Source organism: Paraburkholderia sp. GW821-FHT02A12 (assembly GCF_059422005.1).
The window spans coordinates 1,748,196-1,771,365 of record NZ_JBWKWA010000001.1 but is presented as its reverse complement, the minus strand read 5'-3'; the positions used below and the strand labels follow the sequence as shown (position 1 = coordinate 1,771,365).

The 23,170-nt window shown below is 61.0% G+C and carries 24 protein-coding genes; 7 read left to right on the top strand and 17 right to left on the bottom strand.

From position 1 onward, the window contains the following. Positions 1-119: 119 nt before the first annotated feature. The 3 genes from AC07WT_RS07900 (at position 120) to AC07WT_RS07890 (ending at position 2,278) form a co-directional block, all read left to right on the top strand. Positions 120-377: a hypothetical protein gene (locus AC07WT_RS07900; protein WP_494946640.1), complete on the top strand. Its 258-nt coding sequence runs from the start codon at positions 120-122 to the stop codon at positions 375-377. Between the two features lie 311 nt (positions 378-688). After that, positions 689-1,060 carry an RcnB family protein gene (locus AC07WT_RS07895; protein ID WP_492590288.1) on the top strand — a complete coding sequence of 124 codons (372 nt, stop codon included), beginning with the start codon at positions 689-691 and terminating at the stop codon, positions 1,058-1,060. A 315-nt stretch (positions 1,061-1,375) separates the two neighbouring features. Then, the gene (locus AC07WT_RS07890; RefSeq protein WP_494946639.1) at positions 1,376-2,278 is read left to right on the top strand and encodes an SH3 domain-containing protein; all 903 of its coding nucleotides are present in this window, start codon (positions 1,376-1,378) and stop codon (positions 2,276-2,278) included. A gap of 305 nt (positions 2,279-2,583) precedes the next feature. Here AC07WT_RS07890 and AC07WT_RS07885 read toward each other — a convergent pair whose 3' ends face one another. Together AC07WT_RS07885 and AC07WT_RS07880 are read right to left on the bottom strand one after the other, a co-directional pair. After that, positions 2,584-3,561: an acetyltransferase gene (locus AC07WT_RS07885; protein WP_494946638.1), complete on the bottom strand. Its 978-nt coding sequence runs from the start codon at positions 3,559-3,561 to the stop codon at positions 2,584-2,586. 252 nt (positions 3,562-3,813) lie between these two features. After that, a complete protein-coding gene (locus AC07WT_RS07880) occupies positions 3,814-4,683 on the bottom strand; it encodes an ADP-polyphosphate phosphotransferase (protein ID WP_494946637.1) in 870 nt (289 codons plus the stop codon). 529 nt (positions 4,684-5,212) lie between these two features. Here AC07WT_RS07880 and AC07WT_RS07875 point away from each other — a divergent pair. Next, entirely contained in the window at positions 5,213-6,514 is a 1,302-nt protein-coding gene (locus AC07WT_RS07875) for an NRAMP family divalent metal transporter (RefSeq protein WP_494946636.1), read from the top strand. 54 nt (positions 6,515-6,568) lie between these two features. Here AC07WT_RS07875 and AC07WT_RS07870 read toward each other — a convergent pair whose 3' ends face one another. The 6 genes from AC07WT_RS07870 to AC07WT_RS07845 all read right to left on the bottom strand — a co-directional run bounded on the left by AC07WT_RS07870 (position 6,569) and on the right by AC07WT_RS07845 (position 12,130). Continuing rightward, positions 6,569-6,871, bottom strand: a complete 303-nt coding sequence (locus AC07WT_RS07870) for a hypothetical protein (RefSeq protein ID WP_494946635.1) — start codon at positions 6,869-6,871, stop codon at positions 6,569-6,571. 94 nt (positions 6,872-6,965) lie between these two features. Then, on the bottom strand, positions 6,966-7,304 hold the full coding sequence (locus AC07WT_RS07865; protein WP_492590293.1) for a DUF3579 domain-containing protein: 339 nt from the start codon (positions 7,302-7,304) through the stop codon (positions 6,966-6,968). Continuing rightward, positions 7,301-8,926, bottom strand: coding sequence for a methyl-accepting chemotaxis protein (locus AC07WT_RS07860; protein ID WP_494946634.1), 1,626 nt, complete (start codon positions 8,924-8,926; stop codon positions 7,301-7,303). Before AC07WT_RS07860 ends, AC07WT_RS07865 begins: the two co-directional genes overlap by 4 nt. 115 nt (positions 8,927-9,041) lie before the next feature. Next, complete coding sequence (locus AC07WT_RS07855; RefSeq protein WP_494946633.1) at positions 9,042-10,184, bottom strand: porin; 1,143 nt, start codon at positions 10,182-10,184, stop codon at positions 9,042-9,044. A 192-nt stretch (positions 10,185-10,376) separates the two neighbouring features. Next, entirely contained in the window at positions 10,377-11,051 is a 675-nt protein-coding gene (locus AC07WT_RS07850; RefSeq protein ID WP_494946632.1) for a response regulator, read from the bottom strand. A 65-nt stretch (positions 11,052-11,116) separates the two neighbouring features. Next, positions 11,117-12,130, bottom strand: a complete 1,014-nt coding sequence (locus AC07WT_RS07845; protein ID WP_494946631.1) for an ABC transporter substrate-binding protein — start codon at positions 12,128-12,130, stop codon at positions 11,117-11,119. A 489-nt stretch (positions 12,131-12,619) separates the two neighbouring features. On the opposite strand from AC07WT_RS07845, the gene AC07WT_RS07840 reads away from it, so the two are divergent. Next, positions 12,620-12,901, top strand: a complete 282-nt coding sequence (locus AC07WT_RS07840) for a hypothetical protein (protein WP_494946630.1) — start codon at positions 12,620-12,622, stop codon at positions 12,899-12,901. Between the two features lie 195 nt (positions 12,902-13,096). On the opposite strand, the gene AC07WT_RS07835 is transcribed toward AC07WT_RS07840, so the two are convergent. Next, positions 13,097-13,747, bottom strand: a complete 651-nt coding sequence (locus AC07WT_RS07835) for a BON domain-containing protein (protein WP_494946629.1) — start codon at positions 13,745-13,747, stop codon at positions 13,097-13,099. A gap of 291 nt (positions 13,748-14,038) precedes the next feature. Here AC07WT_RS07835 and AC07WT_RS07830 point away from each other — a divergent pair, with 291 nt between their 5' ends. Together AC07WT_RS07830 and AC07WT_RS07825 are read left to right on the top strand one after the other, a co-directional pair. Then, positions 14,039-15,142, top strand: coding sequence for an Acg family FMN-binding oxidoreductase (locus AC07WT_RS07830; protein WP_494946628.1), 1,104 nt, complete (start codon positions 14,039-14,041; stop codon positions 15,140-15,142). 69 nt (positions 15,143-15,211) lie between these two features. Continuing rightward, positions 15,212-16,081 carry a DUF6920 family protein gene (locus AC07WT_RS07825; protein WP_494946627.1) on the top strand — a complete coding sequence of 290 codons (870 nt, stop codon included), beginning with the start codon at positions 15,212-15,214 and terminating at the stop codon, positions 16,079-16,081. Between the two features lie 74 nt (positions 16,082-16,155). On the opposite strand, the gene AC07WT_RS07820 is transcribed toward AC07WT_RS07825, so the two are convergent. From AC07WT_RS07820 to AC07WT_RS07785, 8 genes are all read right to left on the bottom strand, one after another. After that, the gene (locus AC07WT_RS07820) at positions 16,156-16,911 is read right to left on the bottom strand and encodes a glucose 1-dehydrogenase (RefSeq protein ID WP_494948396.1); all 756 of its coding nucleotides are present in this window, start codon (positions 16,909-16,911) and stop codon (positions 16,156-16,158) included. A gap of 19 nt (positions 16,912-16,930) precedes the next feature. Further along, positions 16,931-17,470, bottom strand: coding sequence for a gluconokinase (locus AC07WT_RS07815; RefSeq protein ID WP_494946626.1), 540 nt, complete (start codon positions 17,468-17,470; stop codon positions 16,931-16,933). Positions 17,471-17,583: 113 nt separating this feature from the next. Continuing rightward, a complete protein-coding gene (locus AC07WT_RS07810; RefSeq protein WP_492590301.1) occupies positions 17,584-18,432 on the bottom strand; it encodes a transporter substrate-binding domain-containing protein in 849 nt (282 codons plus the stop codon). A gap of 90 nt (positions 18,433-18,522) precedes the next feature. Next, complete coding sequence (locus tag AC07WT_RS07805; protein ID WP_494946625.1) at positions 18,523-19,251, bottom strand: amino acid ABC transporter ATP-binding protein; 729 nt, start codon at positions 19,249-19,251, stop codon at positions 18,523-18,525. Positions 19,252-19,278: 27 nt separating this feature from the next. Then, positions 19,279-20,028, bottom strand: a complete 750-nt coding sequence (locus tag AC07WT_RS07800) for an amino acid ABC transporter permease (protein WP_494946624.1) — start codon at positions 20,026-20,028, stop codon at positions 19,279-19,281. Between the two features lies 1 nt (position 20,029). Further along, complete coding sequence (locus AC07WT_RS07795) at positions 20,030-20,731, bottom strand: amino acid ABC transporter permease (protein WP_492590304.1); 702 nt, start codon at positions 20,729-20,731, stop codon at positions 20,030-20,032. A gap of 336 nt (positions 20,732-21,067) precedes the next feature. Beyond that, positions 21,068-22,078, bottom strand: a complete 1,011-nt coding sequence (locus tag AC07WT_RS07790; protein ID WP_492590305.1) for a 2-hydroxyacid dehydrogenase — start codon at positions 22,076-22,078, stop codon at positions 21,068-21,070. Between the two features lie 271 nt (positions 22,079-22,349). Beyond that, positions 22,350-23,108 (bottom strand): SDR family oxidoreductase, encoded by a 759-nt coding sequence (locus tag AC07WT_RS07785; protein ID WP_492590307.1) that lies wholly within the window; start codon positions 23,106-23,108, stop codon positions 22,350-22,352. Positions 23,109-23,170: the final 62 nt, after the last annotated feature.

Sequence of the window (23,170 nt, the reverse complement as noted above, 5' to 3'; positions counted from 1 at the left end):
CTGACTCCCGGCTTTAGCGAGGCGACTGATAACCGACCCAATTGTTAATCCGCGGCATTTGGATTAGGGTTGTGGTAGCTCTTTGTTACATAACAAGAACGCACGTTGCGAGACAAGCCATGGCCACGTTAATCGACCTCGAAATCGCACATCTTGCGCGGGTGATGGGCGCATCAATGATCGGAGACCTCGCGGGACCGATTCTGCCGGGCGCCTACTGGCGCGGGCGGCTTCATCAACTGCTCGATGCACAGCACCTGACCAATGCGCAATTGCGCTCGCTGGACAGCCTGCTGCGGCAACTGGATGAACTCGAAGCCCGGGCCGAGAATAATACCGGCACCCTGGCCACTGTCCTCATGGGCCAACGGGTCTGATCATCTGAATGAAGAAGTGCGGAGATTGACAAAGGCATTTTTGCCGGCACGTGGTTCCAATTGCCGAATCGCAGCCAGGCGCATGGAAGTTGTGGTCGTCCGCTATCAGACTCACGGGGAGCCAGGAGCCAATGGAGGCGTCACATCGTACTCGGCGGCAACGCGTACGAGGACGCCATCAAGATTTTATGCGCCGACTGGCTGCGGCCATTAACATACGGACAACATACGGACCTGACTGGATTTAACCCGATGGTCCATTTCATTGCTTCCCCAGACCCCCATGCTGTGAATCTGACAGGAGATAAGTCATGAAGAAATCCCGCGTACTTCTCGCGTCGCTGATGGTCACGGGTATGCTGACATCGTCGCTCGCTCTTGCACAACCACCCCATGACAATCCCGGCAAGGGTAATCACGGTCAAGGATCCGATGGGCACGGTCCGAAACAGGTTCCGCCTGGGCACAACCCCGAGGGTCCGGGCAACTCGGCGAACGCGCCCGGACACTGGCGCAAGGGTGATCGTCTGCCTCCCGAATACCGCGATCGACAGTATGTGATCGATGACTGGCGCGCCTACCGGCTTGCTCCGCCTCCGCGCGGCTATTCCTGGGTCGGCGTCGGCGGCGACTATCTGATGGTGCAGATCTCTTCCGGGCTGATTCTGCGAGTCGGGCCGTAAATTTGGCCCTGATGTAGCGATGTCGCCGCATCAGGCTATTTGGCATGGCCCTTCGCGCAGCCTGACCCGGTGTCTTGTGACGAAGCGTGAAACTTGCTGTCTCCATCGAGAGTCGCAAGGAAAGGAGCCGGCGACAGTACAAGGCCCTGTCTGGTTCGACGCTGAACACCTGAATACCGCTGAGCCACGCCGAAGAAACGTCAGACATGGCACCGCTCCATCGCCGGATCGCCAACGGCATGCCGCCCATTTGCGTCGCTTTTGCAAAGACTGAACGGCAAGGCCCGGGAAACAGCGTTCCGCTTGGGAGGAATCATGCAAAAGCACTTTGTCATCCGAGCCGTCGCAGGCGGTGTCTGCCTGATGGCGCTCTCCGGCGCAGCTTTCGCGCAGGTCCAGGCGTATACGAATGCGCCCGTGTACGTCTACGCCGGTCCAGCACCGGATTACCCGGTGGTAGCCGAGGTGCCGGAAGGCGTGCCGCTCACGGTGATGGGCTGCGTCGAGGGTTACAGCTGGTGCGACGTCGCGGCGCCCGACTTGCGCGGATGGGTCTACGGCGGGAGTCTCAGCTATCCGTACCAGGGTGCGAATGTTCTGGTCATGACTTATGGCGTGCAGATCGGGCTGCCTGTCGTCGTATTTTCGGTCGATTCCTACTGGGGCCATCATTACCGTGGCCGCCCGTGGTACCACGATGCGGCGCGCTGGGCAAATCACCCGCCGCCCGCGCGTGGAGGCCCCCCGCCGGTTCGCGGTGACGTCGGTCGACCGCCGGGGCCGCCGCCCGGTCGTGAACCTGCGTATGGTCGTGCGCCGGAAACGCCGCGGGAGCGTCGCGGCGCTCCTCAGGTTCAGCCTCAGGTTCAGCCTCAGGTTCAGCCTCAGGTTCAGCCTCAGGTTCAGCCTCAGGTTCAGCCTCAGGTTCAGCCTCAGGTTCAGCCTCAGGTTCAGCCTCAGGTTCAGCCTCAGGTTCAGCCTCAGGTTCAGCCTCAGGTTCAGCCTCAGGTTCAGCCTCAGGTTCAGCCTCAGGTTCAGCCTCAGGTTCGGCCGCAGGTTCAGCCTCAGGCTCGGCCGCAGCCCGGTCTTCAGCCAGCGCCAGGCCCTGCTAATGCGATGGGTGCACCGCAGATGCACGGCGGCGGCTCTCCGCCCGCACAGCACGGTGGAGAAGCACGCGGCGGCAATGAACACGAAAACCGTCCTGACAACCATTAGGCTATGTTCAGATTGTCACGAACGATTCATGGCACGGTTAAAAGCAAAATATAAGTCACCGAGCCGCTGCGCCAGTTGAATTTGCCGCAGCCGTTCCGCTGCGGCGTCATCGTAGATACGGTAGCCATTCGGGCCACGTCCTACGCGTGAGCCGGGAAACCGATCAGTTGGCCGCGTTCCAGCAGGCTGGCGGCCCGCCCGATTCGCGGAAAGCCGATCAGAACGAGTCACGCAAGATCGACTGACGACTGGCATTGGCGTGAGATGCCGTCGCACGCGGAGTCCCGCATCCGCCCAGAGGAAGTTCAGTCCGGCTCCATATGTCTGGCGCGAAACAGCGTCTCGAACGCGCGCATGAATTCCTGCAAGCGATTGCGCGGAAGCGAATTGATGCCGGCCGCTGCCGCTCGCCCGCCGCCGCTCGCAAACCGCCGGCAGAGCTCGTCGGCACCATACGGCGAAGTGAGCGGCGCACGCACGCTCACCGTATAGTCCCCTCGCGCATCCTCGGTCAGGACCGCATGGGCAAGATCGGGGAAACTCGTCGCCAGATGATTGGAGAGTATCCCATGCACGCGACGTGTCCACGCCTCGTACGGCAACACGTATATCGTCCCGCAGGACAGCGCGGCGTGGGGACGCAACTGCAGCGCCAGATCCAGGTCGCGCCGCATTTGTTCACCTAACGCCTGCACGATTGGCTCGTTCGCCGCAAAATCGAAGGGACATCGATAAAGACGCACCGCTTCGTACAGCCTGGCGGGCGAGATCATGAGATCCGCCTCGTTGTCGCCATAGGCGTTGTAATTGATCGACTCGCCAAGTTCACGCAGCTGCTGCATTTGCTCAGGTCGGAGATCGCAGCCCTGCGCGAGCGTATGTGCGGCATGCGAGAGGTTGTCGCCAAAGGCGCCGACGACAGCCCAGAGCCGGTGTTGTCCGCCGATATGACGATCTACGAGCATGCTGGTACATATGTCTGGCGCCGTATCGATGTGTGCGGTCAGGTTGGTGCGCCGGGGAATCGCTCCAGCAGAGTGATGGTCGAAGTACTCGATGTCGACGCCCTGCCGGAGCAACGCACGCAACGCGACACGATTTGCGTCAAGGGATATGTCCAGCACCGTCACGGAATCGCCCCGCCGAGCCGTAACACGGCGGAGCAACGCGACCTCACGCTTGACGCCGGTGATCAGCGAAGACGCAATCGGGTTCGCCAGACGCAGTTGATGCAACGCGCAGATTCCGTCTGCGTCACCGTTGAAGACATCGAAGTGTGTCATGCGCCGCCCCCCAGGAGAAACACGCTATTTGCACTGCATCAGGCTGGCGGCCGCACGACTCTGCAAAAACGCCGGTCAGCCTCACCCTACGCTTCAGACCAGGCATTGAAGGTGTCCAGGTTGTTGACCTGCGTCACCTCCGCGCCCGTGCTCATGGACCTCTTTCTCATTCGAGCATGGATCAGGAAATCTTCAGCCGCTTCGAGAAGCATCGGCTCGTGAAACCGAAATGAGGCAAGGTCGCGGACAGGGTTATTTCGCGAGTTGCTTGCGGATGGCTTGCAACTCCTGTCGGCGCTTTGCGGTGCTTTTGGGGTAAGTCATTTTGAGTTCCTGGAGCGTATCGACAAGAACTTGCGATACGATCAGGCGCGCGTTCTCTTTATCGTCGGCGGGAACGACGTACCAGGGCGCGTCCTTTGTGCTTGTCGCGCTAAGGCAATCTTCATACGCCGTCATGTACTGATTCCAGAACTTCCTCTCCTCGATGTCCGCAAGGCTGAATTTCCAGTTTTTTTCCGGTTCATCTATACGTTGAAGGAAACGCTTTCGCTGCTCGTCTTTCGATAGATGGAGGTAGAACTTGACGATGCGGGTTCCATTTGTATAGAGGTGTCGCTCCAGGTCCGTGATGGAGCGATACCGTTCGTGCCAGACGGTCTTGCGATCGGGCAGCGCTCCCGGGACGCCTTCGCTGCGGAGAATCTCCGGATGGACTCGCGCGATCAGCACTTCCTCGTAGTAGGACCGGTTGAAGATGCCGATCCGGCCACGTTCCGGCAAATCACGGGTAGTACGCCAGAGGAAATCGTGCTGCAATTCCGCGGCGCTCGGATGTTTAAAGCTGAATACTTCACAACCTTGCGGGTTCACGCCGGACATCACATGTTTGATCGCGCCATCTTTTCCCGCCGCATCCATGGCCTGGAAGATGAGCAGGACAGCATAGCGGTTGGATGCGTAAAGAAGCTGTTGCAGCGAGCTGAGCTGCGCCACGTGCTCCGCTAGAAGCCGTTGATAGTGTTCCTTTGACGTGTATATGGGCGCTGTCTTCGTCGGCCACTTCCGCAAGTCGACCTCATCGCCTTCCCGCACACGAAAGTCTCTTGAATTGATGTCCATTTGCATCCTTTCGCAGGTGCCCGCCGCGTGAGTCGCGTTCCCTGTCTTGCGGCCCGGTCTCCAGAAATCCCACTTTGCCACTTCCCAGAACCGATGCCAATGACTGGCACTCTCACATCGCGATGTCACCACGTCCGGGACGCGGCGATAGTACCCAATGCATCCCCTGATGCGAGCGGATATGGGCGCGCGCGCATCGCGGCGCCTGGTTGTGCGGTAGATAACCTCAGTCTCGGCAGACCGCATGACACGATCTTGACAAAAACGCCGCTATCCGAAGCGTTAGTTGACATGTATCAAGCGCGCGTGGATTCAGTGAGGTTTGATGTGACACGCGCTACGTGATGCGCGGCACCTGCGCTCGCGAGCTGTGCGGCCGCGAGCCTGTTGTTCGCCTTGCGAAAGTAGCCGGAGATGGGGGGGCTACTCGCATCCAATGTGGATGGAGTTCATCTTCGGGGGCGTCACTCAGTCCACACTCCTGTCGTCTGCGATACCCGTGCTTGTTTCCCACTAGCGAGGTGAATGTATGGACATCAACGAGGCGCCGCGCGCGAACACCTTTCGGCTCCTTTGGGGGCGCCTGAAGGAGCACCCTCTGTCGCGGGTCGGGCCGGGGCTTATCACCGGTGTGGCTGACGACGATCCAGGCGGCATCGCCACCTATTCCCAGGCGGGCGCCCAATTCGGCCTCGACATGCTTTGGACGATGCCGCTGGCCTTCCCGTTGATGGCCGCCGTTCAGTCGATGTGCGCGAATCTCGGCCGGGTGACCGGCAAAGGACTTGCCGCCAATATCAAGTCGGCCTTCCCGCCCATCGTGCTTCGGGGCGTCGTGCTGCTACTGCTCGTCGCCAATATCCTCAACATTGCCGCCGATGTCGCCGCCATGGGAGAGGTCGCGGAGCTGGTCAGCGGCATCGATCGCCACCTGATGACGGCGTTCTTCGTGTTCGGTACGCTCTTGCTGCAGATGTTCGTCCCCTATCATCGCTACGTCTTCTTCCTGAAGTGGCTGACAGTCTCCCTGCTCGCCTATGCAGCGGTACTGTTCACCGTCCATGTTCCGTGGAGCCAGGTGGCTTTACGTACGCTACGGCCGAGGTTCACGCCCGACGCCAGTGCCGCCGCCGTGGTCGTTGGCGTCTTCGGTACGACCATCAGCCCATACCTCTTTTTCTGGCAGGCATCAGAAGAAGTCGAGGACATGCAGGCAAACCACGACAGTGCGCCGCTCGTACGGGATGCACGCACAGCCGCCGTGGAGCTCCGGCGGATCCGGTGGGATACGTGGAGCGGCATGCTCTACTCCGACATCACCGCCTACTTCATCATTCTGGCGACCGCAGTCACGCTTCACGCGGCTGGCATCACCGACATCAATACGGCAGCGCAGGCCGCCAGCGCATTGCGCCCGCTTGCCGGTGACTTCGCCTACATCCTCTTTGCCCTCGGCATTCTCGGCGTCGGCCTCATTGGCGTGCCCGTGCTGGCCGGATCTGGCGCCTATGCCCTTTCCGAAGCGATGGGCTGGAAGGAGGGGCTCGAGCGCAAGGTGGCCGATGCGCGCGGCTTCTACGGCATCATCGCCGTCAGCGTGCTTGCCGGACTCGGCATCCAGTATTCGCCGATCAGTCCGATGAAAGCCCTGTTCTGGAGTGCAGTCATCAACGGCGTGGTCGCCGTGCCGCTGATGGTGGTCATCATCATGCTGGTTTCGAAGAAGTCGGTGATGGGGGCTTTCACCGCGAGCCGTCCGCTGATCATCCTTGGCTGGATCGCGACGGCCGTCATGGGCGCGGCAGCCGTGGCGATGCTGCTGCCCGGATAGGGCCGCCGACTTGCGGCACCAGAATTCGCACGGAAAGTACGACAACCCCGATGCTCAGTTGACAAGCTCGCACCTCACGACGGGCGCCGTATAGGGTGACGGGTATTCCGATTTGGGGCCGCTCAGCAGGCGCAGGCGCTGCGTGGCTAGCACCTCAGCCTTGCGCTGATCGCTCAGGTCAAGCGTAGTGCTTGAGACGCGCGCGGCATCCGCAGGCTCATTCACGGCACACTGCGCCGTTTTACCGTCGGGCAGACGTACGGTTGTCTCGTACGTGTAGTCGGGCTGCGCGGCCAGGCAGGCAGTGCTGCAAACAGTCACTGCAATCAGCACGATATGCTTTGCAGGATCTTTCACTTTCCTCTCCACGAAAAACTACATGAACGTTTGACCCGTTCTCGCTCGGGCCGTTCGGGTCGTTCGGGTCGTTTGGGAACCTGTACGGCGCGAATCAGTCGACCGGAGCCGGACCCGACCGGCCAGCCCCGTCGCCGGACGAGAAACGAACCTCAACCGGCAGATCATTGTCTTCGGCAAACCGGGCAACGAAGTCAAAGGCTTCCGGACAAACGCTTCGGAGTTCACCGGACACGATCAGGCATTTCACGCCAGTATCGACGACAGGCATGGCGAGGCGCGTCGAGGCAATATGAATGCCGGGCCGACGCTCCCCGACGAACAGGATGATGACGCCCATCAGACGCTCGGCCCAGTCGCCCGGCCGGAAGACTGTCCGGTGGTGCGTGAGGCCACTGATCAGATAGTGTTCGCTTCTGTCGGCTGCCGTCATGCGTCTGCAGTCAATGGCTCGGACGCCATCCAGTTCTGCCCGCCGGGTTCCACGGTGGACGGCTTGTCTGTTTCAGCCAGCCGGAACACGGCCACCGCATGGTCGAGCGCGCGTGCCTGTTCTTCAAGCGACGCAGCAGCCGCGGCGGCCTGCTCGACCAGTGCGGCGTTCTGCTGGGTCGCGTTATCCATCTGCGTCACGGCGCGATTGATCTGATCGATGCCGCGCGACTGTTCTTCCGAGGCCACACTGATTTCGCTGACGATGCCGGTAACGTTGCGGGCCGCTGTGACGATTTCGGTCATTGTGTCGCCAGCGCGAGCCGCCAGGTCGGCACCGTTCTTCACCTTCGCAACCGAATCGCCGATCAGCTCCCTGATTTCCTTCGCTGCAGCGGCCGAACGTTGCGCGAGCGCGCGGACCTCGCCCGCGACCACCGCGAATCCGCGCCCTTCCTCGCCGGCACGCGCAGCTTCGACGGCTGCATTCAGCGCGAGGATGTTGGTCTGGAACGCGATGCCCTCAATCGCGCCAATGATGTCGACGATCCGGTTTGAACTCGATGACATGTCCGCGATCACATCGACAACCTGACCGACGACATCGCCGCCGCGGGCCGCGACTTCCGACGCGTGTTCGGCGAGCGCGCTGGCCTGCCGCGCGTTGTCGGCGTTTTGCCGGACGGTCGCAGTCAACTCTTCCATGCTCGATGCGGTCTCCTCCAAAGTCGCTGCCTGCTGCTCGGTACGTGTCGACAGATCGCCATTGCCACTCGCGATTTCGCGCGCCCCGTGTGTGATCGCCGCCGTCCCGCGCCGCACCTGCCCCACGGCGGCAGCAAGCCCCGCCTGCATTCGCGCGAGCGCAGCCATCAGCCGGCCCATCTCGTTGGCGCGCAGCGTATCGATCGCACTGGTCAGATCACCCGCCGCAATCCGCTCGAAATGCTGAATTGCCCGATCGATGGGCCGCACGATCGACGCCGTCAACGCGAAACGTGCGAACAGGCCCAGCACGATCGCAGCGGATCCGATCGCGCCGAAGAGCCAGAGCAGCATATGAAAATGCTGTTGCGCTGACGCAAAACGCGCCTTTTGCTGCTCTGCCTGAAAATCCTCCAGCGCGAGCTCGGCGCTCCGGTAGTCACTGAAAAGAGTGTCAGGCGCCTGCCGCTGCGCCGTGCGAAACGACATGAAATCGTTCTGGTCGAGCGCCGTAATTTCAGGCGCAAGTGCCTGCTTCATCAATTGCTCACGCTTCGCGCGCAGTGCGTCAGCCAGCTTCCTCTCGACCTCATTCGAAGGCGGTTGCGCCGCATAACCAGCCAGTTCGCGATCGCTGCTGGTCTGCTCGGCATGCACCCGGGCGAGCACTGCGTCGGTCGGTTTGCCCTGCGCGACGAGCGTTTCGTACGCACCGAGATCGACCCGCACCTGCAGAAGCGCGTCGCTGCTGGCGCTCAGGTGTCGCAGCGACGCCGTTTCCTCGCGGTACATCCTGTCGAGCGCCGTGTTGGCCGCTTTCAGACCCGCGATCGACGTTGCGATCACGAGCATCAGCGCTGCTGAATAACCGGCGATGGTGATCGTCAAAGCTGTTCGGACAGTGGTATCTCTGAACATGGTTGTCTTCTTCCCCGACCCGCTGAACATAAAAAAGCGGCAGACGGATAAATCCGCCGCCGCAAATTGGAGCAAATCGATCAAAAAGATCTGCTGCGAGGAGTTGATGCCAGGATCAGAAGCGGGTGCGGATACCCGTGGCCACTTCGAGCTGGTTGCTGTGGCCATGCGTTGCCGCCACCGTGTAGCCGCCATGCAGTTTCATGTAGTCGGCAGCCAGGTACAGCTCGGTGCGCTTCGAGATGTGGTAGAAGGTCGACGCGTAGAGCGTCTCCTTGTAGCCGTTGTGAACCGTCGTGGCCGTCGTATCGAACGCGCCGGAATTGGCGTTCGGGATGAAGCCGGCGCTGTTGTAGGCGGCGTTCTTCACGTGCATCTGCTGATAGCCGAGTTCGTAGTCCATCGGACCGTGCGGCGCGAGCTTGAATGACACCGTCCACGCGTTGTCCTCACGCTCCGGCAACGCACCCTGCTTGCCCGTGTAATGGAAGTAGCCGGCGTTGACACGGCCGATGCCGAAACGATAGTCGCCGCCCACCGAGTACGTCTGGTCGACGAAGCCGCCGTTGTTCGTGTGGCTGTAGAAGCCGCCGATGGAGAACGCCCCGCCGTTGTAGCCGAGCGCGGCCTGATAGCCCGAGCCGTTGGCGAACTGCGTCGAGTTGCTGAATTGATAGTCGGCGGCCGCATAGATGCCGTTGCTGAAGAGCTTCTTCCACGCGATGCTGTTTTCGGAGCGCGTACCAGTCGGGCCAGCCGAGTAGAAGACCAGTTGCTTGAAGTTATTGGAGTTGGTGTAGGCGCCTTCGTTCGTCGAGAACGTCGCGCTGACGTACGGGTCGCCGTAGAGGCCCGAGAAGTCCTTCGCGACCGTGTCCTGGAAGCCGGCCGTCACCTTGCCGATCGTAGCGTTCTCGATACCGACCCAGGCGTCACGGTCGAAGAGCTGACCGGGATCTTCCATGTTGCCGTTCGTGGGGACGAACTCGCTCTCCAACGTGAAGATGACCTTCGTACCGCCACCGATGTCCTCGGCGCCGCGCACGCCCCAGCGGCTGCCGCTGAACCACGGCTCGCCGTTCCCGTCGGTGGGGTGGCCCATGGAGACCAGGTGATTGCCGGCTGCGTTGGCATTCGTCGTGTAGGCGAGGGCGCTCAAATCGATGAGGCCATAGAGTTGCACGCTCGACTGTGCATGCGCGCCGCTCGCCGCCAAGGCGCCTGCTGCGACGGCCAAGGTCAGATATTTTTGCTTCAAGGTCATCTCCTCTGATTACTGCGTTGAAATTTTTTTCTGGTTGCCCGCTGCAACTGCGCTCCGGACATCCGGATGGCGGTCCCGATCAGCCAATGAGCGCTATCCTAATCACCTCAATCCTTCAGGCAGCTTTCCCGTGTCACTCGTACAACTAAGTGCATTCACTGATATACGCTGCTGATTTGGCATCCGCTACGCCGCATCCCTGCTGCGCAAAATGTAGCCAAGCCCACGCAATGTCACGATCTGCGCGCTCGACAAGGCCAGGTGCCTGCGCAAACGGTGAATATAGATGTCGATAGCATCCGCGCTCAGCTCGTCGTCGAAACTGAACATGCTTTCCATCAGGGTTATCTTCGAGACTGTCTTTCCCTGTCTCAGCATCAGGGCTTCGAGGATGGTCTGCTCACGAGGTCGCAACGCCAGCGGCTGGCTGTTATGACGGAAATCACGCGTGTCGGGTATGTACTGCAGGTCGCCACAAACGAGACAGGCCGACATGGCGCCTGCCTGCCTGCGGTTCAGCGCCTTGATCCGCGCCACCAGTTCGCGTGCATCGAATGGCTTGACGACATAGTCGTCGGCCCCCGCACTGAAACAGTCGACCTTATCGTCTGTCGAGCCATACGCCGTCAGGATCAGTACCGGCACCTTGTCGCCGCGGCGGCGCAGTCGTCCCAGCACCTCCTTGCCGTCCATCCGTGGCAGCTGGATGTCCAGTAGCACCACGTCGTAGCATTGAGCCGCCAGCACCCTATCCGCGCTTTCGCCGTCGCCGACGCAATCGATCGCGAAGTCTTCACGGCGCAGCAGGTTGACAATCCAGTGCGCGAGTTCCGCGTTGTCTTCCACGAGCAGCAGCTTCATCGCTTTTCCTCAATCGCGCGACGCGCGCAAGCTACGGCACACAGACGCAACCGGCAGGCGCTGACTTATTTCGCGCCAACGAACTCGTTCGTATAGGTTTTCCCCAGCTCGACACGCTTGCCCTTGACCGACGGATTGAACGCCGACAACACCTTGAGCACGGTCGCCGGGCCGTCGGCCGGCATCTTGCCGTCCGCCGTGTACATCGGCAGCGAAGCCTTCAGCGCGCTCACGTAAAGCGGCTTGTCCTTCTGATAGTCGTCGGGCATCTTCGCGGCGATTTCTTCCGCGCTGTGCGTGTGGATGAACTGCATCGTGCGAACGAACGCGTGCGCGAGCTTCGCTGCTTCAGCCTTGTGCGAATCGGCCCATGCCGCCTGCACATAGAGGCTCGACGCCGGGTAGGTGCCGCCCAGCGCTGCCTTCGTGCCCTCGACCGAGCGCATGTCGACCAGCACCTTGGCGTCGCCGGACTTCTGCAACGCCGAAACCGTAGGTTCGGTCGTCATGCCCGCGTCGATCCGGCCCTGCTTGATTGCCGCGATAAAGCTGGCGTCGGCACCCACCGGCAGCATCGTGTATTCCGTCGACTGGATGCCGTGCTGGCCAGCGAGGTATTGCGTGAGGAAGCTGGTCGACGAGCCGAGGCCCGTCACGCCAAGCGTCTTGCCCTTCACGTCGGCCATCGATTTGACTGTGTCGGCGGCTTTGGTCGATACCAGCTCCACCTCGCCCGGCACCTGCCCGAACACCACAATCGCCTTGACGTCCTTGCCTTTGGTTTGCAGGTCGATCGTATGGTCGTAGAAGCCGACCACCGCCTGGACAGCGCCGGCCAGCAGTTCGTTTTCCGCGTCGACGCCGGCCGGTTGCGACAGCAGTTCGACGTCAAGCCCTTCGTCCTTGAAATAGCCGAGCTGTTCGGTCAGGCGCGCCGGCAGGTAGATCAGCTTCGTGATGCCGCCCACCATGATGGTGATCTTGCCGCCGTCGGCCGCCGTCGCCTGCTGCGAAGCAAGGCCGAACAGCAGGCCGGAAGCGATGGCGATATGGCGCAGCGTGCGAAAGCCGTGGGTCATCGATAGTCTCCGTTATTGTCTGTGGCGGCGGGATGCCGCCTGTCTGCATCGACGGACCGATTCTAGAAGAACGAATCCTTCTCCCGGCTTTCATCGAGATCCATGTTTCATACGGGATTTCCATGAGGATGAGTCGCGCTCCCATTCAAAAGCATCCCTTCCCTATTCCGTCACTAACACCGCGACGTGACAGTGCCGGCACCCGTCGTTGCGGTTGCGGCGGGGTCGCGGGTTAACACCCATGATTTGGCGGTGGCACAGAAAGCTGGCAGAAGGCGTCCGGTTTCTATAATCCGTTTCAACCATCCAGAAAGCGCCACGCATTTAAAATGCGATGTCACCCCATATGCGTTGCCAGCGGTTTATCAACCATGCGGCAGCAGCGGAGAAACAGTGGGTGGACGGATGCTCTTTCCCTGCGATGTGTCGCGTAGCGTCGGAATCACTGCATGGCGCCGGCCTGCAATCAGCGTCATCTGTGGAGCAGCGATGAAAGATACCGAAATGGAGCGGTGGCCATTTGCGACCCTCGTATTGGTCTGCCTTGGTGGCCTGATGTTGAAGGCGTGCGCGTTGGGGCAATACTCTTCCACTATTGATGGTGTGGTAACGCGTACATTCAGCGACTTCCTGGTCTTTCTTGGGGGCGTTGGAAGTGCCGGACTCCTTTGTACCAAGCTCTTCGGTCTGGCCAGGATTGAGAGCACGGTTTTCTGGGTGTTCCTGGCGGGGATCATTGGCGCTGCGATCCTGTTTTGCCGGGGGACTTGAAGGAAGACAACCACATAGCGCGAATCATGAGGCGACGCAGGAGTTGGCGATGACCGGCCTATCTGCGCTATTGACCTTGCGCGCCGCAGCAGCGGGCTGCCTGATCTGCATCAATTGCCGCGCTGGGTTTCGGACTACCGTGAGATAGCGCATTCTCGCGGAAAACAGTGCCGCATTCCTCACGGAACCCCTGACTTATCCCACCGTCAGATCGTCGACGACCGCATGGACACCCGGCGCCGACCATGCCGCTCCGCGCGCGGCCAAACGCTCCGCATAGGAATCGACCTTACCCGTCAGCGTAACGGTGCCTTCGTGCACCTTTATCCCGATATGCTTCGCCTCGCGGTCGGCATGACGCCGCAGCGCCTCGCTGATCTGCCCGGCGATATCTTCCGTGGCGGCTTTGCCGCCTATCCGGATCATGTTCGACACGCCTGTCACCCCGCGCATGTGCGTGATGGTCCGCGTCGCGACATGCCCCTGATACGCCTGGTCGACCTCGCCGCGCAAGGTCACCCAGCCCTTCTCGACCTGCACCTGGACGGCGTTTTCGTACAGTCCGACGGTCCAATGCAGGATCGAGCGAACCGCGGTGGCAATGTCTTCATCAGTCCGCACGTCGGAGTGCGGCAAGCGAATGTCCATTTCCACGACCACGGCCTTCACGCCTGCCACCCGCTGCGCCGCTTTCTCGGCCGCCAGCTTCTCGGCGTAGCTCGTCGGATGCCCGGACAGTGTCACCACTCGTTCGTGCACCTCGACGCCAATGTCCGTAACGTTGACCGCCGGATCCCACGACAGTTCGTCTTCGACTTCCCGTTGCAACTGCATATCCGACTTCATTTCCCTGCTCCTTGATTGATTCAGAACCTCAATTCGCGCGTCCCGCGCCGGACATGTCACCGTCGCCCCGGCTCGGTGCGGCTCAACCGATCTGCAAACGCTTGCCTGCGGCCATTGCTCTCCTGAGCAGCGTGCCGCGATACCGCTTACTGTGCAGCCGCCCCTCTTCGCATTCTTTGATGTGTGTCAAGGCTCGGGGTGCTCGCATACTGGTTACTGGCATTACCCGCTGGATCTTTGCACGATGCGTGCAAGAACCCGGCACAGGACCGTCTCGTCGGAAGGAAATCGATGGCAACCAGAAGGCATTTTCTCGCGGGGATCGCGGCGGCAGCGGCCGGTGCATCGATCGGGAGCAGCTGTAGCGCCCGCAGCGCGGACGAAGACTATGATGAGACTGCGCGGCATATCTGGCGTCGTCCGGACCGTGGCGTCGCAAGCGGCATGCAGCTGATGCACGGGCTGGTGCGCTACGCAACGCTCGCGCCGTCGAGTCATAACACCCAGTGCTGGAAATTCCGGATTGGCCCGCGTGCCATCTCGATACTGCCGGACCTGAGCCGGCGTTGCCCGATCGTAGACCCTGACGATCATCATCTGTTTGTCTCGCTGGGCTGCGCGACCGAAAATCTGCGCCAGGCAGCGATTGCGCACGGGTTGAACGCAGAGGTGACATTCGACTCCGCAGCGAGCACAGTGCGGGTCGGCCTCGCGCCAACGAAGGCGCAAGCGTCGCCGCTATTCGATGCGATTACCATGCGACAGTGCACCCGCACAGAATTCGATGCGAAACCACTGTCGGCGGCTGAGTTGACCGTGCTTGAACGGGCGGCCACTGGAAACGGCGTGCGTGCGCTCCTGCTGACCGACAGAAAAGTGATGGAAAACGTACTGGAATACGTGGTCCACGGCAACACCCTGCAAATGAACGACCCGGCGTTCGTCGGCGAGCTCAAGCACTGGATTCGCTTCAGCGCCGCTGAAGCGGTTCACACCGGCGATGGGTTGTTCTCGCGATGCTCCGGAAATCCATCGGTTCCGCCGTGGCTCGGAAATATGCTCTTTGGCCTGCTATACAGACACGAGAGCGAAAACGCCAGGTACGTGCGGCACCTCCGCAGTTCGAGCGGGCTTGCGGTGTTCGTATCCGACTCGAGCGACAGCGCGCATTGGCTGGAGACGGGGCGCTGCTATGAGCGCTTTGCGCTGCAGGCCACCGTGTTGGGCATCCGCAATGCGCATCTGAATCAGCCCGTCGAGGTCGCAAATGTCAGATCGCAATTGGCGCGTTTCCTGAATCTCGACGGCCGGCGAGCCGACCTCGTTGTTCGTTTCGGCCGCGGCCCCGCGATGCCGCGCTCGCTGCGCCGCCCGATAGAAGCGGTGCTGGCGTGAAACAAGTGCACTAACCATGGCCGAGACGGGAGCGCGAGGCGCCACGCGGCCGCAGGAGTCGTCCCCGCGATGTTAACCATACTGTTGCTGACATTCGTCGTATTGAGCGCAGCCATCCTGCTCGCCTTCGGCTCGCGGCGTTGGCGGCGTGTTACCGAGGCGTTGTGTGCGAAGCTCGATGCGACGCGTGCGCCCCCGAGACCTCACCGGTACATGGCGCAGGAACTCGAGTGCCTTCCTGCGCCTGTGCAGCGCTATTTCCGGGCGTCGTTGCAGGAAGGCCAGCCGATGGTGGCGACGGTGAAGGTCGAGCACACCGGCCGCTTCAACATGAGTGAGAACGGCGAGCACTGGAGGCCGTTCTTCTCGACCCAGCGCGTGACGGCTGGACCTCCGGGTTTCGTGTGGGATGGACGTATTGCGCTGCTGCCGGGCCTGCAGGTCAGGGTGCATGACGCCTACGTCGCAGGTAAAGGCATTCTGCACGCCAGCCTGTTCGGACTGGTCACGCTCGCCGAGCTGCGCGGAACGCCGGCGCTCGCGCATGGCGAGTTGATGCGGTTCCTGGCCGAAGCGGTGTGGTATCCGACGGCACTGCTGCCGAGCCAGGGCGTAGAGTGGGAACCGGTCGACGACACGTCGGCGAAGGCGACGCTCAATGACCGCAACGTGAAGGTCACGCTTCTGATTCGTTTTGACGAGAGAGGGTTGATCGCGTCGGCGCGTGCCGAAGCGCGCGAGCGCACAATCGCCGGCTCAGTGATTCCGACGCCGTGGGAGGCCTACTGTCGAGATTACGCGGTTCGCGACGGCATGCTCGTGCCGCTCGAGGGCGAAGTGGCGTGGCTGCTTCCAGAAGGACCGAAGCCCTACTGGCGAGGCCGGATCACCAGCCTGGCCTATGACTGGACGGACATGCGGGAAAGGCCTACACCCTGACCGGCGACGAAGCGTTGTCGAACGCGGAAGCGATGGCGCGCATCAGTGCCGCGCCGGGTCGCCGGATCGACAGGTTACAGCGTGGCAGTCACTCCGCCATCCACGTAAAGAATATGGCCGTTCACAAAGTTCGAGGCGTTGCTCGCCAGGAACACGGCGGCGCCGACGAGATCTTCCACATCGCCCCAACGCCGCGACGGCGTGCGTCCGATCAGCCAGTTGCTGAAAGTTTCATCCTTGACGAGCGCCTCGGTCAGTTCCGTCTTGAAGTAACCCGGCCCAAGGCCATTGACCTGGATCCCGTGTTGCCCCCAATCGATCGCCATTCCCTTCGTCAGCATCTTCACCGCGCCTTTGCTCGCGGTGTAGGCGGCGATGTTGGGACGGCCCAGTTCGCTTTGCACGGAACAGATGTTGACGATCTTCCCGCGCTTGCGAGCAATCATGTACCGCGCTACCGCCTGGCCGACAAGGAACACGCTGTCGACATTGGTCTTCATCAGCTCTTCCCATTGAGCATGGGAAAACTGTTCGAGCGGTGCGCGACGCTGCATGCCTGCGTTGTTGACAAGAATGTCGATCGCGCCGATTTCGCGCTCGATTTGCGCGATAGCCGCTTCGACCTCATTGGCTGACGTCACGTCGAAACTCGCAGCATGGACGGTCGCCCCCTCGTCGCGCAAACGGCTGACAGCCTCCGCCAGCCTGGCTTCGCTGCGACCATTCAGAATGACTTCAGCGCCGGCGCCGGCCAATCCTTTGGCGAGCGCATAGCCGATACCGGTACTCGACCCGGTGACCAGAGCACGACGCCCCGACAGATCAAACATCTTCAGATTGTTGTCCAACTCAACTCCTCTTCGATTCTAATTCGTCCGACTTCCATCCAGCACCATCCGGCGCACTCAGCCATTGCATGACTTCTCTCATGCTGCACGCACTGTCCTGCGAAGCGGAAAGATGGAGCACACCGGCTTCACCAACAGGCGACTCGAGCGTATCGAATTGATCCGCGACCAGGGTCGCTGGAAACTCATGATCAAGCCGCCCAGCCACCCGCGCAACTGCCGCGGACAAGGTGATGTCGAGAAACACAAATCTCAGCCCGGCGACACGCGCGCGCATGCGCTCCCGGTAGCTACGCCTCAACGCGGAACAGGACAGCACAGCCGTACCATGCGTCTCATTCATCCGCTCGGCGAGATGGTCCAGCCATGGCTCCCGGTCACTGTCGCACAACGCGATACCCCGGCGCATCCTGTCGCGGCTGTCCGCCGAGTGATGCTCGTCCCCCTCGATGAAAGCGCCTCCCAGCGCTGCGGCCAGGCGCCGCGCAAGTGTCGACTTACCCGAGCCCGACACGCCCATCACCACTATTTTATGTGTCACGTTGCAAAGTCCTGCCACCTTGTCCCGGCACGCGGTCTACGGAATCGCGTCGGCCATTCAACAGGTAGCGGTGCGCAAATGAAAGCGTACCGCTACCTCACAAACTCTCCGCTTCAGGACACCGGTGTGAACTTGAGCTGGTCGATCGGCGTGACCTTGTCGGTCCGGATCAGGCCATAAGGCGTCTTCGGTCCAAGCCACTTGTCGAAAATATTGCTCATCTCGCCGCTCTGCTCCATCGCTGCCAAAGCTTTGTTGACTGCGCCCAGCATGGCCGGCTCGTTCTGGCGCAATCCCACCGCGATCGGCTCGATCAGCATCGGCTCCGCCGCAATCGCCACTGCGCCGTCCGTGCCATCCACCTGCTTGGCGATTTTCGTCGCCGTCATCTGATTGGTGACGAAGCCTTTGACCTTGTTCTGCTCAAGCGCGAGAAACGCCGAACTCGTATCGTGGAAGGTCACTGCCTGGCCATCCTTGATGGAAATGGGAATCGACTGTGCAGAGGTGGAGCCATCCGCCGCACTGATCTTCTGTCCCGCGAAGTCAATCAGCTTCTTCTTCGCATCAGCCTTCTTCACGACAAGCACTTCCTTGGTCGAATAGTACGAATCGCTAAACGCGATCTGCGTGGCCCGCGTCTTGGTGTACGCGAGATTGGCGACCACGATGTCGACCCGGCCCAGCTTCAATTGCGGAATGCGTGCCTCGACGGCCAACGGTTCGAGCTTCGCCTTCACGCCCAGCTGTTTTGCCACCGCGTTGCACAAGTCCACGTCCATACCCTCGAGCTGACGCGTCTGCGCGTTGGGATACGAGAAGGGCTCCACATTGGAATACACGCCGCAGCTCAACTCGCCGCGACTCTTGATATCGGTCAATTGATCAGCATGTGCCGGGGCAATCGATGCAACTGCACCGCCAACGACCAACATCCCCGCGAAAATCTTCTTTACCTGCATCGTGATGCTCCTGAAGTTTATGTGTAAAGCAATCGACTGCTGATCAAAGGTGGTCAATCTGAATCGCGGTGGCTATTCCGCTTGCTTGCCTCAATGCGTGCGAAGATCGGACAGGAATCTCTGAGCGCGTGCGTGTTTCGGGTGCGAAAAGAATGCTTCCGGCTCCGCCGTTTCGAGAATCTTCCCCGCGTCCATAAACCACACGCGGTCGGCAACCTCACGCGCAAACCCCATCTCATGCGTGACGCACATCATCGTCATGCCTTCCTGCGCGAGGCTCTTCATCACGTTCAGCACTTCGCCAACCATCTCCGGATCGAGCGCGCTGGTGGGCTCGTCGAACAACATCGCCGGCGGATCCATCGCCAGCGCTCTCGCAATCGCGACGCGCTGCTGCTGACCACCAGACAATTGCGACGGAAAAGCATTGGCCTTGCTCGACAGGCCGACGCGCGAGAGCAAATCTGCCGCTTTGCGTTCAGCATCCGCGCGCTTGAGGCCGTTCACGCGCATCGGCGAAAGCGTGATGTTTTCCATCACCGACAGATGCGGAAACAGATTGAACTGCTGAAACACGAAACCGATTCTGCTGCGGTAAGCATTCAGACCCAGCTTCCTGTCATGAATGTTTTGACCGTCGAACGAAATCTGTCCCCGGTCGATCTCCTCGAGCCGGTTGACGGTGCGAATCAGCGTCGACTTACCCGAGCCGGATGGCCCGCAGACGACCACGACTTCGCCTTTACGAACTTCGGCGTTCACGTCCACGAGAGCGTGATATTCGCCGTACCATTTGTTGACGCTGGAAAACTTGATCATGCGAATTACCTCGAAGTGATTGAACGCCTAGTTCTCGGTGGGCAGCGGATCGGTCAGCGCAACGGCGCCCGCCTTCTGGGTCTTCGTGACGACGCCGGCCCGCTTGCGTGTCACGCGCCGCTCCAGATACTGCGCAAACTGTGTCAGCGCGTAACAGAGGGCGAAGTAGCTCAAGGCGAGAATCAGATACACGGGGAACGGCTTCGTCAGCAGCCGGTTGTTGATCTGATCCGCCGCGAAAGAGATCTCCTGAACGTTGATGATGTAACCGAGCGAGGTCTCCTTGATCGTCGATACGAACTGCGTGACCATGCTCGGCACCACGTTGTAAAGCGCCTGCGGCAGGATGACCGCGCGCATGGTCTGCAGGTAGCTCATGCCGAGCGCCCTCGAGGCTTCGGCCTGCCCTTTCGGCAGCCCCTCGATGCCCGCACGGATGATTTCCCCGAGATAGGCGGAGTCGTAGATGACGAGCGCGCACAGCATCGTGACAAACCCGGTGACCGGATAGCCGGTCAGAACTGGCACGAGAAAGTACACCCAGAAGATCACCATCAGGAGCGGGATGCCCCGCACCATGTAGACGAGACCGGTGGCCGGCGCCCGCAGAAACCGGAAGGGGCTGATGCGGGCCAGTGCGACCAGGATACCCAAAGGAAATGCGATGACGAGCGCTGAAAGCGACAGCAGTATCGTCAGCACGATGCCGCCTAGCGGGCCGTGCGGATACTGCCCAATGAGCAGAAGTGTCCAGTTGTCGCGCAGGATGTCGAACATGTCACTTCACTCCCGGGATGCGGTAGTGCATCGCGATTTTGGCGCCGCCCAGCATGATGACGAGGGAGAGGCCGAGATACAACGCTGTGGCGACGAAATACGACTCGAAAGACAGGAAGGTTTCGTTCTCGACCTGACGGGTGACATACGTCAGCTCCGCCGCGCCGATCGCCATCGCGAGACTCGTATTCTTGAACAGCAAGACTGCGTGATTGACCATCGGCGGAATCGCATTGCGCAGCGCTTGCGGAAGAACGACGTAACGCATGCCATTCAGGAAGTTCAGGCCTAGCGCGCGCGAAGCTTCGTACTGACCGTAGGGAATCGCCCGCAATCCGCTGCGGATATCCTCGGACAGATAGGCCGCACTACACAACCCTATCGCCACGACCGCAAAAATGAACTGGCCGTTGTAGTGGTTCAGCAGCGCCTGCAATGAATCCGGCAGGATGTTCGAAATGCCGAAGTACCAGAACAGGATCTGGACCAGCATCGGCACATTACGGTGGTAGGCCACGAACGCCTTGACGAAGGCCGTCGCGAGACGATTGTTGGTCAGGCGGATCAGCGTGAGAAGAATGCCCACGACCAGCGAGAGCATCCACGCCAGCGCTGCCATCGCGAGGGTGAGCTCGATCCCATGGAGAAACAGCGCCCCATAGTCGCCTTGCAGCACCGTCGCCAGGTCAAAATGAAGTTTCATGTTGCACGCCCCAATGATTCGGATCGAAGCGATGATCCCGGTCTGACTCGACCTGCGGCACCATCGTTATCCCGCCAGAAGTCGTCATTGACCTCCGTGTTGAACTGATACTAGCTCGCGAAAAAAGGCTGTTGCAGAGGCCTTTCTTCTGGTGCAATAAGTTTCGGGAATGATGAATCGGGACGGCTTCCGGCAGCGGAACAGGCGTGGTCGTGCATGGTGTTTGTCTCCAGTATGCGGCGCCTCTGCGGGCGCCTCATCGGTTGGCGCGCTCCGCGACCGGAGCGCCCATTTTTGCGAAACAGCGCCGGCGCAGCATACTGCGCCGGTCATCGCTCAGGCAGTGGCTGCCGGGCGCGTCAGCACCTGCGGATTCACCGGTGTCGGCGGCTTGCCAGCCGATGCGCCGTAACCCAGCGCGGCAATCAAATTGTCTGCGCAAAGCGCGGCCATCGCACGTCGCGTGCTGACAGACGCGCTGCCGATGTGCGGCGTCAATACCACATTCTTTTGCGCGAGAAGCGCCGGGCAGACAACCGGCTCGCCTTCGAACACGTCCAGACCGGCCGCCGCGATGCTGCCTTCGTTGAGCGCCACCGCCAGGGCGGCATCGTCCACCACGCCGCCACGTGCGATGTTGGTGAGCGTGGCCGACGATTTCATCTGCTTGAGCTCCGCCGCGCCGATCGCGTGGTGCGAACTGGCCGAGTACGGCACCACGACGATCAGATGATCGGATTCGCGCAACAGCGTCTCCTTGTCGACATAGCGTGCCCGGCAGCTCGCCTCGACATCCGGCGTCAGTGGCGAACGATTGTGATAGATCACACGCATGCCAAAACCGAATGCGCCGCGCCGCGCGATGGCCTGCCCGATACGTCCCATGCCGAGAATGCCGAGCGTCGAACCATGCACGTCGCTACCGACGAACATGTCATAGCGCCCTGTCCTGGTCCACTCGCCGCCGCGCAGGAAGTGTTCCGACTCGGTGATGCGCCGCGCCGTTGCCATCATCAGCGCGAAACCGAAGTCGGCGGTGGTATCCGTCAGGACGTCTGGCGTATTCGTCACCAGCACGCCACGCGCGGTACAGGCTTCCACGTCGACGTTGTTGTAACCCACGCCGATGTTGCATACCGCCTTGAGTTGCGGGCAGGCGTCGAGCAAGGTCGCGTCGATCCGGTCGCTGCCGGCCGTCATGGCCCCCACCTTGCCTTGCAGCCGGGCAATCAGCTCCGGTTGCGTCCAGATCGTGTCTTCCGGGTTGTCGGTCACATCAAAGTTCGCGCGCAGGCGATCAACGATGTCCGGAAATGACGCACGGGTAACCAGTACCGATGCACGCATGGAAAACCTCCTTGTTGGGCTCTGGTGATGGTCTCGCGCGGCCGTTGCGCGAGAGTCGAATGGGTTAGCCGAACGCGCCGACCTCGCGGGTCACCGCGGTCGAGATCTCACGAATGCAATGGAATTGCCGCGACATCGGCATAAAAATCCCGGCAAGCTCGCGCGCGTAGGGTCCGCTCGCGCGCGGCCCGGCTAAGAAGCGCGCGATCGAGCCACATGCCGGGGTCCAGCGTCGAGACGACCGCGGCAAGATTCGAAGACATGCTTGCACTTACTCGTTGTGGTCGGCCGGGTCGCGTTTGATCGTCGTCAGGCCGCCCGGCACCTGCAGCGTGGGCAGGATTTCCATATTGCTGATGTTGACCGCGAGCGGCGCAGCGATCGCAAAGGCGATGGCATCGGCAATATCGGATGGCAGCGGCAACTCGAAGCCGTCGATAAACTTCTTGCGCGCCTCTTCGATGTCGCCATGCACGTGGCCAAAGATATCGGTGGCGACCCGGCCCGGGCAGATTTCCGTCACGCGCACACGCTTGCCGGTCGCATCCACTCGCAACTGGCGCGACAACGCGTGAATTCCGGCCTTCGTGGCGTGATAGATGGAGTTGCCGTTGAAGTTGTAGATCGCCGCGATCGAACTGATGTTGACGATATGACCGCGATCCCGCGCGACCATGCCCGGCATGGTGAGCCGCACGAGATGCAGAACGGCTTGCAGGTTGACTTCCACCTGAACGTCGATGTCTTCGACACTGGCGTCCAGAATCGAGCCCTTGCGCGATACGCCGGCATTGTTCACGACGATATCGAAAGGCACTTCCTGGGTGAGCTTCGTCACCGCCGCCAGATCGCACACGTCGATCGCGTGCGGAATGCAACCGGTTCGCTCCGCCAGCTCATTCAGACGATCGGCGTTGCGGGCGAGCGCATGCACTTCGAGTCCTTCACGGCAGAAGCGCTCGACGATCGCAGCACCCATCCCGGTCGAAGCGCCCGTCACCAGCGCGGTCTTATAGTCTGAAAACGGCATGAATGACCTCTATCTCTAGTTCCTGACTGTCGCCCTTTGAGGCGTGCGATAAGCCTGTTACC